We start from the raw sequence: 11,863 nt of genomic DNA, 5'->3' as shown, positions 1-11,863 counted from the left end.
TGAAAAACGCCTAAATATTTTTTCAGGATATTTAATTTTCAGAAGGATTGTTTACAATCGTATGTACCACAGTGTTAACTGTGTAGTTAGAGCAGTTTGTAGACACAGCATTTATTTGCGTGCAATTCCATTTATTGAATGACGTACCTTGTGGAACTGTCAGATGAATTGAAAAAAATGTAGTTTGATGTGATGGAACTGTAATAGAAGTTATCAGAGATGAATTGTTATCTAAAAAAGTACTATTTAGGTTAACATTATCAGATGTACCGGTTCCATCGTTATTGGAGCAGGACGAATTTACATTAATGGCATTCAAGTTATAAACATCTGTTGAATTACCTTCATTTGTTAAAACAAGAGTAAAGTAAGCACCATCTTCGCCAGCATTACTATAGTTTCTGTTTTTCTCAACTTCTAAAGTCGTTTTGCATGCACCTGATTGTGCGAATGAGATGCTGGAGATCAGTAAGAGTGTTAATGAAAAAATGCTTTTTTGGAAGATATTTTTAGACAGTAAAAAAATATACTTACAATTGCTCACAAATTTTACAGCCTTTTTAAGAGTAGATTTACTTTTCATAACTTAAAGAATTTAGTTTGTGATATTCTTGAAATTTTAACATAATCAAAATTATATTAGAGTTTTTCTAATTGATTTTTTTTATCTGTAACTAACCTAAAAACTCGTTTAACTACTCTTTTTTTATTAAAAATTGCCTCAAAAAAAGATTTTTTTGATTAGTTCGGTAAAAATTTATTACTGATTTTTCTTTCTTTTTTATCAAAAACCACGTTACTTGATCGATGTTAAATGGTTAATAATCAATTATTTGGTTAATTTATTGTCAATATCAAAATCTCGACTAAGTGCAGTTTTACTAGACGAAGAACATTTTTTTAAGAATAGAAAAATCAAAAAAGTGGATTGTTAACGTTTTGAGGATTATTTATTCTTGTTAAAATTTCCATTTAATGTTAACAGAAATAAAAAAAAGGGGAGTATTAAAATATCTTTTGTAAATTAGAACTTAAATAAAATCGTAGTCATTTTTTGCGGTTTTTTAAACCTCCTGTTTATGAAAAATTTAATTTTAATACGTCATGCTAAATCAAGCTGGGAAGCCCCTTTAAAAGATTTTGACAGACCTTTAATGAAGAGAGGGATTTTAGATGCTCATGAAGTTTCGACAAATATTTCAAAATATCTTCCTAAGACTTATATTATATGGAGCAGTACAGCAGCACGTGCTTCAGAAACAGCTTTAATTTTTGCACAAAATATTTCGTATCCCATAGAAAGTATCATTTATAAAGACGATCTGTATACTTTTGATGAGAGACAACTCGAAAAAGTTATCAAATCGTGTGATAATAGTTTAGAAAGCGTTATTCTTTTTGGACATAACGAGGCTATTACAAATTTTGTTAATAAATTTGGGGATGTTTTTATCGATAATGTACCAACTTCAGGCTTTGTTTCATTACAATTTGACTCAGAAAGCTGGGAATCAATCAATAAAGGCAAAACCCATAAAACATTATTCCCCAAAGACCTAAAATAAATCAAGTGTACGAACAGAAATATATCGATAGAGAAAAAAGCTGGTTAGCGTTTAATGCAAGAGTACTTCAGGAAGCCGCAGATAATACGGTTCCACTTTTAGACAGATTGCGTTTTGTTGGAATTTTTTCAAACAATTTAGATGAATTTTTTAGAGTTCGATATGCCGCAATTCGCAGATTAAGCCTTTCAGGAATTTCCGGCGAAAAATATTTAGGCGGAGTTTCTGCCCATCAATTAATTAAAGATATTACAGAAATTGTAATTCAGCAGCAATCAGAAAGTTTACGTATTCTTGGAAATATCGAAGCAGAACTTGAAGCAGAAAATATATTCATAATAAACGAAGATCAGATTACGCCAAAACAGGAATGTTTTCTAAAGGATTTTTTCATGCAGAAATTAAGTCCGGAGTTAGTTACCATTATCTTAAATGACCTTGCTGTATTTCCGGTATTAAAAGATACTTTAGGATATTTAGCCGTTCGCCTCGAATTAAAAAATGATGAGGTTCGTTACGCTTTAATAGAAATTCCTAAAACCATAAACAGGTTTGTTGTACTTCCTTCAGAAGATGATAAACAATACGTAATTCTAATTGATGATGTTATTCGTTACAAACTAAAAAACATCTTTAATATATTCGATTACAAAAGTGTTTCGGCACACATGATCAAGATTACGCGTGATGCACAGTTAGATATAGACAGCGATTTGAGCAAAAGTATGCTCGAGAAAATCGCTACATCTGTAAAAGACCGTCGTATAGGAGAACCAGTTCGTTTTATTTACGACAGTTTAATTGAAGATGATACACTGCGTTTCTTTTTGGATAAAATGAAAATCGTAGAAACAGATAGTATAATTCCCGGAGGAAGATATCACAACCGTCGCGATTATATGGATTTTCCAAACTTAGGCCGTTACGATTTACTTTATAAACCAAACGAACCTTTACCAGTTCCGGGTTTAAGTCTTGACGGAAGTATTCTGGAAAAAATCAATAAAAAAGATTATCTGATACATACTCCATATCAGTCATTTTCATATTTGACAAAATTTTTGAGAGAAGCGGCCCTGGATCCAAAAGTAACAAGTATAAAAATTACGTTATATCGTTTGGCGAAGAACTCACAAATTATAAGTTCGTTGATTAATGCCGCTAAAAATGGTAAAAAAGTAGTCGTTCAAATTGAACTTCAGGCACGTTTTGATGAAGCTTCGAATATTTCCTATGCCGAGCAAATGCAAACAGAAGGAATTGAACTTATTTTTGGAATAAAAGGACTAAAAGTACACAGTAAAATATGTGTAATCGAAAGAACCGAAGACGGAAAAAATCGTCGTTACGGATTTATTTCAACAGGAAACTTTAACGAGTCGACCGCTAAAATTTATACCGATGTAACACTTTTTACCTGCCATCAGGGAATTTTAAAAGACGTTTCGAAAATATTTGAATTCTTCGATATCAATTACAGAATTCACAGATACAAACATTTAATAGTTTCGCCGCATTATACAAGAACAAAGTTTATAAAACTGATAGACCGTGAAATTCTCCATGCATTAGCAGGAAGAAAAACATTTATCAAGTTAAAAATGAATAGTTTATCTGATTTTAAAATGATCGATAAGCTATACGAAGCAAGTAATGCCGGAGTTAAAATTCAATTGAATGTAAGAGGAATTTGCTGCCTGATTCCGGGGATCCCGGGAATGAGTGAAAACATTGAAGCCATAAGTATTGTAGATAATTATTTAGAACATACAAGAGTATATATTTTTGGAAATGCAGGTCTAAACGAAGTATACATTTCTTCGGCAGATTTTATGACCAGAAACCTTGACGGAAGAGTAGAAGTAACTTGTCCGGTTTACGATCACGAAATCAAAAAAGAATTAATCGACAATTTCAATATTGCCTGGAAAGGAAACGTAAAAGTAAGATATCATTCCTATAAATTAGATAATAAATATAAGCCTAGAAATCATCATGCCCCATTTAGAGCACAATTTGAAACCTATAAATATTATCAAGACAAGATTGCGGTACTAGAAGAGGTTCCTCAAAAAGTAGACTAAATAATTACAATTCAATTACAAAAATCATAGAGTGAGCATGATTAATATAAGGAAATTTGCAGCAATAGATATCGGTTCAAATGCCATGAGGCTTCTGATATCGAATGTTGTGGAACAAGATGGAAAAGAACCGCAGTTTAATAAAAGTTCACTTGTTCGTGTGCCAATTCGTTTGGGACAAGACGCCTTTACCGTAGGCGAAATTTCAGAAGAAAATATAGATCGAATGGTGGATGCCATGAAAGCATTTAACCTTTTGATGAAAGTACATAAAGTAGAGCGCTATATGGCATTTGCAACTTCTGCAATGCGCGAAGCTTATAATGCAAAAGAAGTCGTGGCTTTAATCAAGAAAAAAGCCGACATTAAAATCGAAATTATTGATGGTAAAAAAGAAGCAGCAATTATTGCTTCTACAGATTTGCATCATTTATTAAAAAGAGACGAAACCTATCTTTTTGTTGATGTTGGAGGCGGAAGTACAGAATTTACTTTGTTCTCTGACGGAAAAATGATTACTTCAAGATCATTCAAAGCCGGAACTGTTCGTTTACTGAATAATATGGTTCACGATGTGGTTTGGGATGAAATCGAAAAATGGATTAAGGCCAATACAGCAGATTACGATGAAGTTACCTTGATTGGTTCTGGAGGAAACATCAACAAGTTGTTTAAAATGTCTGGAAAACAGCAGGAAAAACCGCTTTCGTATATTTACATCAATTCACAATACGCCTTTTTAAATTCATTGACTTACGAACAAAGAATTGCTGAATTAGGTTTAAACTCTGACCGTGCCGACGTTATTATCCATGCAACGCGTATTTATTTAAATGCGATGAAATGGAGTGGAGCACGTCAGATTTATGTTCCAAAAATTGGACTTTCTGACGGAATCGTAAAAGCAATGTATTACGGTAAAATTTAAGATTTTTAAGCCACTAATTACACGAATTTTCACTAATTTTTTTATTCAAAAGTGTAAAAATAATTCGTGGAAATTCGTGTAATTCGTGGCAAAACCTTCATAAATGAAATCAATTTTTCAGGCCATACAGGATTTCTCCGCAGAAGAATTATCACTTTTAGATGATTTAATAACTTTTCGTACACTGAAAAAAGGAGAGCTTTTATTGACAGAAGATCAGGTTTGCAATGAAATTGTATTTATAAAGAAAGGAATTTTGCGTTCCTTTTTTTTGAATCATAAAGGTGACGAAATTACCAATTGTTTTGCTTTCGAAAATGAATTCATGGCCTCATTCGCCAGTTTTATAACAGAAGAAAAAGCAGAAGAAAGCATTCAGGCTTTAGCCGAAACAGAACTACAGATTTTAGATCGTAAAGGTCTGGAGAAACTCTATCAATCAAGTATTAACTGGCAGGAAACAGGAAGAAAATTAACAGAATTAGAGTTTGTAAATCTGCATAAAAGAATGGTTTCTTTTCAAAAATTATCCGGAGCCCAGCGTTATGAAGAATTGTATAAAAATCATCAAAAATACATACAGTTAATTCCGTTACAATATTTAGCATCTTATTTAGGCGTTACCCCAAGACATTTAAGCCGAATCAGAAAAGCAGTTATAAGTCTTTAATTTTAAAGATCTAAAAAGAAAAATTCTAATGTTTTACAGATAAAAAACAGTCATTCAGATTAAAAAAAATCATTAAAATCCTTTTAATCTGTGGCAAAAAAATCAGGACATTTGTCCAGTAAAATAAATAACCCGAATAGTATTTTTGAAAAAACATTAATATGAAAAAAATACTGATTATAAACGGACATCCAAATCCTGACAGCTTTAATTTTGCTATTGCCGATGAATATAAAGAAGGAGCACTTGCTTCTGGAGCAGTTGTAGAAACCATTACCGTTGATGATTTAAACTTCAGCCCAAATCTAAAATTCGGTTACCAAAAGCGAACCGAATTAGAACCAGATTTATTAGAATCCTGGGAGAAAATCAAAAGAGCTGATCATTTGGTTTGGGTACATCCCGTTTGGTGGGGCGGACTTCCGGCAATTACAAAAGGATTTATAGATCGATTATTTTTACCAGGAATGGCTTTTCAATACAGAGAAAATTCAGTTTGGTGGGATAAATTGCTAAAAGGGAAAACAGCACATATTATAACTACTTTAGATCAGCCAAGCTGGTATTACAGATTGTTTTTTGGAAGACCCAGCGTAAATCAATTAAAAAAATCAACTCTGGAATTCTGCGGAGTAAAACCCGTAAAAGTAAGCTACGTTGGAATCATAAAAGGATCTAACGATCTCCAAAGAGCAAAATGGCTCGATAAAATCTACGATTTCGGATTGAAAAATAAATAGTTTTTAGCCACTAATTTCACGAATTTCCACGAATTATTTTTTAGAATTTCAGCATAAAGAAATTAGTGAAAATTAGTGTAATTGCTTCGCCTGTTCACTATCGCTCGAGTCGTGGCAAAAAAAAACATATTAAGAAGGTAATTCCAATCCAAATGTAGAACGCAAAAGTTCAATGTTTGGATTGATTTCATGCAAACGATTGTATCTGTCCTGATCGTTTAAATTTCTTTTAGTTTCAACTTTTTCATTTACTATTACTTCAATAGTAATATCATGATTGTGCAGGTGGCCTCTTAAATGCCCTAAAAGCGCATTCATCTGACTTTCAAATTCCAGTTTAGAACCTTCGTTAGGAAGTTCGTAAGTAATGTTAGTTCCGTTTAAAACAGGATCATTGATTAATAAGATAGACTCCATGATTTTCAAACCTTTCTGACCTAAACGTTCGGCATATTTATTCCATTGCACTAACATTTCTGTTTCTGTAAACTCTTCAGTAGGCAAAACAGATGAAGATGATGGTTTAACGTAAGATTTACTGCTTAATTCTAATTCTTTCTTCTTGCGAATACTCGCCAAAGAAAACGCAGAAACTTTAGGTTCACCGCCTATTTCAACTCTTGGAGTTGGAGTTTCAACTTTTGGAGTTTCAGCAGCAGGAGTTTGCGTGGTAGTATTTACAGCAGAATTGCCATTGTCATTTTGATTGACATTGACTTTTTCTTCAGTTTGACTTTCGACTTTCGACTTTGGACTTTGGACTTCAACAATAGAAAAACTTCCGTTTTTAAAATAAGTAGGCGGAATTATGAATTGCTCAACTTTTTTTTTTCTCCATCAAAGTTGATAGAGGCCAATTGCATCAAACATAATTCGACTAAAAGACGTTGATTTTGACTCAGTTTGTATTTTAAATCGCAGTCGTTTGCAATGTCAATTCCTTTCAGTAAAAAATCCTGAGAACATTTTTGAGACTGAACGCCATACATTTGCTGTGCCTGTTCTCCAACTTCTAATAAAGCAATAGTTGCAGGAGTTTTACTCACTAACAAATCTCTAAAATGAGACGCTAATCCGGCAATAAAATGATGTCCGTCAAAACCTTTAGAAAGGATGTCGTTGTATGCAATTAAAAGATCCGGAATTTTATTTTCCAGAATCAAATCTGTAACACTAATGTAAGTTTCGTAATCTAAAACGTTTAGATTTTCAGTTACAGCCTGACGCGTTAAGTTAGTTCCGCAATACGAAACCACACGGTCAAAAATAGATAAAGCATCACGCATTGCACCATCAGCTTTTTGAGCAATAATGTGCAAAGCATCATCTTCAAAATTGATTCCCTGACTTGTTGCAACTTCTGCTAAATGTTCTTTAGCATCTTTTACCGTAATTCTTTTGAAATCAAATATCTGACAACGAGATAAAATCGTTGGAATGATTTTGTGTTTTTCTGTTGTAGCTAAAATAAAAATAGCATGTTTTGGCGGTTCTTCTAATGTTTTAAGAAAAGCATTAAAAGCAGCCGAAGACAACATATGAACCTCGTCAATAATATATACTTTGTATTGTCCGGTTTGAGGCGGGATTCGAACCTGATCAATAAGGTTACGAATATCATCAACCGAGTTGTTTGAAGCAGCATCTAACTCAAAAACGTTAAAAGCAAAATCTTCAGTTGGATCATCATATCCGGGCTGATTTATTTTACGAGCCAAGATACGTGCACAGGTAGTTTTTCCAACTCCACGCGGTCCGGTGAATAAAAGAGCAGAAGCAAGGTGGTTGCTGTCAATAGCATTCAACAATGTGTTGGTAATGGCTTTCTGTCCCACAACATCCTTAAAGGTCTGCGGGCGGTATTTACGAGCCGATACTACAAATTGTTCCATATTCTTTTTTATTCGATAGCAAATATAGGCTGAAAATTACCAAATCACAAATATGAAAATCATAAATATTAGAGAAGATTTTGAGTGGTTTGAATGTGAGGAAGTAACAATATATTTATGTCCAATATGATTTTTTGTTATATGATTTTTGGATGTTTTTTTTAATGCAAACTTGATAAATGCCCATTTTGTAATCTAAAAAGGATTATTTTAGCATCAAGAAAAATCTAACTTCAATGGATTACTACTGTTTTAGGATATGGTTTTTAGAATTTATTCTTTATCTTTTTTAAAAATTATTATATGAAGCCAAGAGTGTTTGTGAGTTCTACTTATTTTGATTTAAAACATGTTAGAGAAAGACTTGAAAGATTTATTGAAAATTATTATTTTGATCCTGTTTTATTTGAAAGTGATACAGTAACATTTGAGCATAATAAGCCATTAGATATTTCTTGTTATAATGAAGTAAAACTTTGTCACATGATGATTCTAATTGTTGGTGGAAGATATGGATCAATAATTTCAGGAGAAAATATCAAGGAAAAGAAAGATTTTTATAACAATGACTACATCTCTATCACTAGAAAAGAATTTGAAACAGCTGCTAAACTAAATATCCCCATTTTTATTTTTATTGAAAAAAATGTTTATGCGGAATATCATACTTACAATAAAAATAAAAATCTTTTTGATAAAGAAAATAAAGAATTAGAATCCTTTGCTTTTGCTCATGTAGATGATATAAATGTTTTTAAATTTATAAATATAATCAAAGGTAATGCTATTAAGACATTTGAAAAAATTGAAGATATTGAAAATTATTTAGGTAATCAAATTGCTGGGATGCTTTATTTATATTTAGAAAAATTGCAAGATAATAAAGAAGAAGAAACTTTACTTGATTCTGTTTCAGAATTGAAAAGTATTTCTAAAAGAATGAATGAAATGTTACTTGCTGTAGGTAAAAACGTAATTCAGGATGATTCTTCTTTCGCAAAAGTTATCTTTGAGCAAAATAAAATTTTAATAGAGTTTTTTGTTGATCAAGTAATTGATAATATTGGTGCTAAAAGTGATTTAGATATTAGCTCAGAAAAAACTTTAAAGGTATATGAGATATTTAAGGATGTAATATTAAATTTTGAAACAATTTCTTCAATAGAAAGAGAGAGTGATTATTTCAAAAAACAAATAAAGAGAACAGAGATTGAAGAAAAGTTTAAAAAAGAAATACTTACAGTGGACAGTCGTCTTCAAATAGAATACTTAAACTATTTTAAAATATGTGACAGTTATAGAAAAAAAATCTACCCTATTATATTAAATAATCCAGAGCTTCAAAACTTTCTTGATTCGAAATTATCTTATGAGCTCGAATTGTTAATTACCGGCTTACCTTTTTAAATAACCCAGTTAATCGATTTAATAACGACACATTTTGGTTAGTGAATATAAATAAAATTAATCTCTTAAGATTCGAGTAAACCTATATGAAACAATACACTCTAGAATTTAATACTCTAAACTTAAAAGTAAAAAAATCGCCTTTTATAATTCGGCTAATTATGTTTTTTTTGGCTTTTTTGTTTTTTGTCGTTCCCGTATTAGGAGTTATTTTAAGTATTGCCAGCGGAAGCGGATTACATATAGGTTATTTCATTGGAATTGGTGTATTTGGACTTATAGGATTTTATCTTTTGCGAGTTTCATTATGGAATACATACGGAGAAGAAATTATAGATTTTTTACCCAATAAAATTATTTATGAAGCCAATTACGGCTGGTTTAAAGATGCTAAAAAAGAAATAGAATTAATTCTTCCTCAATATTCATTTAAGTCCGTTGGTTATGAAGAAGATAATGAAGCTGTTTTAGTTATAACTTGTGAAAACGCAGAAATTGAAACCGCTGTAAAAATGCCAATGGCTCAAGTTGAAGAATTGATTTTGATTTTAAAAAACAGTAAAATTTCAGTTGGAGTTGAAACTGTAATTATATAATTTCAAAATTAACCTATGAAATCTTTTAGTATTTCAAAACCAATTATTCTTCTGATGATATTATTCAGTTTTGTAAAATCAATATCCCAAACGATGACTTCCAATCAAACTAATTTCTTGAAAATTACAAGTCAATTCTCAATAGAAGATTTTGAAAAAGTCAAAGAATTTATTTTAGAAAAAGGAAGCAGAAAAACCTATCGAAACTTCGATAACAATAATCCGTTTTATAATTTCGGAAAATTTCAAGGTTATTTAGGAGCCGACATTGGACAGCAAAATATTTACAATGACCCTAAAATATCTGATTTTAATGAATTGACCTTAAAAGATAATGATCATTATTATAAAATTTTGATCGTCAGAAAAGGAGATATTCAGGCTTCTAAGAAAGGAATTCAAAACGGAATGCTGGAAAATGAAATATATCTTGTGGATGTTTACCAGACAGGGTCCAGTAAAATTTCAGGTCTTTTTTTAGATTATTTAAAAACTCTTAAAAAGATAAATTAATTACTTTACTGGAAAAGATATAAAATCTACAAGAACATCCTATAATGTTTTGGTAGTTAATCTGTTTAATTTTAAATAGTTAATTATTAAAATGTAGTGTTATGAAAATTCAGTCAATTTTATTGGGAATGGGATTTGCATTTTCTTTATTCGCTTGTACTCCAAAAGATGCAGATATCGAAAAACAAATCAATGAAAAATTAAGCGATACACCAGGAATACATGTCACAGTGCACGAAGGTGTTGCTACTATAGTTGGGACTTGTGATGATGAAGCTTTCAAGAAAAATATTGAGAAATCTGTTAAATCAGTTCAAGGAGTAAAAACAGTAGTAAACAATTGCCAGATTCCTGAACCAAATGTAGAGCCTGCTGCGGCAGCGGTTATAATTAATTCAGATGCAGATTTAGATGCCTCAGTTGCTAAAGTAGTTAAAGCTTATGATGGAGTAAGTGCTACTGTCGTTGGCGGGGTAGTAACGCTTTCGGGAGAAATCAAAAGAGATCAGCTACAATCTTTAATTCAAAGAGTCCAGGAATTAAAGCCTAAAAAAGTTGATAACAAATTAACTATTAAATAAGCAGTTATGAGTTTACAAGATAAATACAGAGAAGTAACTGATCTAGCAAGCGAATTACAAATAGATAATTTGCAAGTTAGAGAACAGGATAATGTTTTATATATTGACGGAACAGCAAAATCTGCAGCAGACAAAGAAAAACTTTGGAACGCTTATAATAAAATTGATCCGGATTATAGATCAGCAGATGTGGTGATGAATATTGAAGTCGAAGAAAGTGTTTCAAGAGAATATACGGTTGAAGTAGGAGATTCTCTTTCGAAGATTGGAAAAGCTTACGGAGTTTCATGGCAGGATATCTATGAAGCCAATAAAGATATAATTACAAACCCCGACTTAATTCAGCCCGGCTGGAAATTAAAAATACCAACAGTATAATTTTACTGTTTTGAAAAGCCTGTCTTAATTGATGGGCTTTTTTGTTAGTTATTGCGGGGAACGAATCAATTTCAGGAAGAAATTTTCCACATTTTATGTCATTTCGACGAAAGGAGAATCGCACTAGAAATTCCGTACAGTTGATCTTCAATCTTCGTCGAAATGACAAAACTGGATGTAATCATAATTACCTTCCCCTAATACTTAAATCAAATAAAAATTTGGCAGTTTCCTGATCTGAATCGGCGGAAAAACCTGCTACATAAACGCCCTTTTTACCGTTAACGGACTTAATTCCGTATACAACTGCCTCATCGCCAGGGTCAGATTCCCCTTCGTATCGATACACATGAACAATTTCAAATTTCTCAGGATTCTTTTTAATCGCGTCTGCATTTCGATTAAAATCACAAGTAAATCCTTTCTCATTCAATTGATCTAAAGCCTTTGAAACAGTTGCGTAGTGATACATTCTTTTCATAATAGACTTAATTTAAAATTACGGAATT

15 protein-coding genes are annotated in these 11,863 nt (G+C 31.6%); 11 read left to right on the top strand and 4 right to left on the bottom strand.

Annotated elements, in window-relative coordinates; genetic code table 11:
* Window positions 1–31: 31 nt before the first annotated feature.
* Complete coding sequence (locus tag NLJ00_RS21875) at window positions 32–583, bottom strand: hypothetical protein (protein ID WP_256635407.1); 552 nt, start codon at window positions 581–583, stop codon at window positions 32–34.
* Between the two features lie 496 nt (window positions 584–1,079).
* On the opposite strand from NLJ00_RS21875, the gene NLJ00_RS21870 reads away from it, so the two are divergent.
* The 5 genes from NLJ00_RS21870 to NLJ00_RS21850 all read left to right on the top strand — a co-directional run bounded on the left by NLJ00_RS21870 (window position 1,080) and on the right by NLJ00_RS21850 (window position 5,987).
* Entirely contained in the window at window positions 1,080–1,565 is a 486-nt protein-coding gene (locus tag NLJ00_RS21870; RefSeq protein ID WP_256635406.1) for a SixA phosphatase family protein, read from the top strand.
* Between the two features lie 5 nt (window positions 1,566–1,570).
* Complete coding sequence (gene ppk1 / locus NLJ00_RS21865; protein ID WP_256635405.1) at window positions 1,571–3,649, top strand: polyphosphate kinase 1; 2,079 nt, start codon at window positions 1,571–1,573, stop codon at window positions 3,647–3,649.
* A 37-nt stretch (window positions 3,650–3,686) separates the two neighbouring features.
* Window positions 3,687–4,577, top strand: a complete 891-nt coding sequence (locus tag NLJ00_RS21860) for a Ppx/GppA phosphatase family protein (protein WP_053470650.1) — start codon at window positions 3,687–3,689, stop codon at window positions 4,575–4,577.
* Window positions 4,578–4,680: 103 nt separating this feature from the next.
* Window positions 4,681–5,247, top strand: coding sequence for a Crp/Fnr family transcriptional regulator (locus tag NLJ00_RS21855; protein ID WP_256635404.1), 567 nt, complete (start codon window positions 4,681–4,683; stop codon window positions 5,245–5,247).
* A 161-nt stretch (window positions 5,248–5,408) separates the two neighbouring features.
* Window positions 5,409–5,987 carry an NAD(P)H-dependent oxidoreductase gene (locus NLJ00_RS21850; RefSeq protein WP_256635403.1) on the top strand — a complete coding sequence of 193 codons (579 nt, stop codon included), beginning with the start codon at window positions 5,409–5,411 and terminating at the stop codon, window positions 5,985–5,987.
* A 129-nt stretch (window positions 5,988–6,116) separates the two neighbouring features.
* Here the strand turns inward: NLJ00_RS21850 and NLJ00_RS21845 are convergent, their stop codons facing one another.
* Window positions 6,117–6,566, bottom strand: a complete 450-nt coding sequence (locus tag NLJ00_RS21845) for a hypothetical protein (RefSeq protein ID WP_053470653.1) — start codon at window positions 6,564–6,566, stop codon at window positions 6,117–6,119.
* On the opposite strand from NLJ00_RS21845, the gene NLJ00_RS21840 reads away from it, so the two are divergent.
* Window positions 6,550–6,693, top strand: a complete 144-nt coding sequence (locus NLJ00_RS21840) for a hypothetical protein (RefSeq protein ID WP_256635402.1) — start codon at window positions 6,550–6,552, stop codon at window positions 6,691–6,693. The genes NLJ00_RS21845 and NLJ00_RS21840 overlap by 17 nt on opposite strands.
* Window positions 6,694–6,793: 100 nt before the next feature.
* On the opposite strand, the gene dnaX is transcribed toward NLJ00_RS21840, so the two are convergent.
* Window positions 6,794–7,879, bottom strand: a complete 1,086-nt coding sequence (dnaX, locus tag NLJ00_RS21835; protein WP_053470654.1) for a DNA polymerase III subunit gamma/tau — start codon at window positions 7,877–7,879, stop codon at window positions 6,794–6,796.
* 303 nt (window positions 7,880–8,182) lie between these two features.
* Between dnaX and NLJ00_RS21830 the strand changes: the two genes are divergently transcribed.
* The 5 genes from NLJ00_RS21830 (at window position 8,183) to NLJ00_RS21810 (ending at window position 11,354) form a co-directional block, all read left to right on the top strand.
* Window positions 8,183–9,286 carry a DUF4062 domain-containing protein gene (locus NLJ00_RS21830; RefSeq protein ID WP_256635401.1) on the top strand — a complete coding sequence of 368 codons (1,104 nt, stop codon included), beginning with the start codon at window positions 8,183–8,185 and terminating at the stop codon, window positions 9,284–9,286.
* 86 nt (window positions 9,287–9,372) lie between these two features.
* Window positions 9,373–9,882, top strand: coding sequence for a hypothetical protein (locus tag NLJ00_RS21825; protein ID WP_256635400.1), 510 nt, complete (start codon window positions 9,373–9,375; stop codon window positions 9,880–9,882).
* Window positions 9,883–9,897: 15 nt separating this feature from the next.
* Window positions 9,898–10,395 (top strand): hypothetical protein, encoded by a 498-nt coding sequence (locus NLJ00_RS21820; RefSeq protein ID WP_256635399.1) that lies wholly within the window; start codon window positions 9,898–9,900, stop codon window positions 10,393–10,395.
* A 101-nt stretch (window positions 10,396–10,496) separates the two neighbouring features.
* Window positions 10,497–10,976 carry a BON domain-containing protein gene (locus NLJ00_RS21815; RefSeq protein WP_053470659.1) on the top strand — a complete coding sequence of 160 codons (480 nt, stop codon included), beginning with the start codon at window positions 10,497–10,499 and terminating at the stop codon, window positions 10,974–10,976.
* A 6-nt stretch (window positions 10,977–10,982) separates the two neighbouring features.
* Window positions 10,983–11,354 carry a LysM peptidoglycan-binding domain-containing protein gene (locus tag NLJ00_RS21810; RefSeq protein ID WP_053470660.1) on the top strand — a complete coding sequence of 124 codons (372 nt, stop codon included), beginning with the start codon at window positions 10,983–10,985 and terminating at the stop codon, window positions 11,352–11,354.
* Between the two features lie 187 nt (window positions 11,355–11,541).
* On the opposite strand, the gene NLJ00_RS21805 is transcribed toward NLJ00_RS21810, so the two are convergent.
* On the bottom strand, window positions 11,542–11,835 hold the full coding sequence (locus tag NLJ00_RS21805) for an SH3 domain-containing protein (RefSeq protein ID WP_053470661.1): 294 nt from the start codon (window positions 11,833–11,835) through the stop codon (window positions 11,542–11,544).
* Window positions 11,836–11,863: the final 28 nt, after the last annotated feature.

This window comes from Flavobacterium panici (assembly GCF_024499525.1).
Taxonomy (GTDB): domain Bacteria; phylum Bacteroidota; class Bacteroidia; order Flavobacteriales; family Flavobacteriaceae; genus Flavobacterium; species Flavobacterium panici.
The sequence above is the reverse complement of the archived record's forward strand: the minus strand, read 5'-3'. Positions and strand labels throughout refer to the sequence as shown.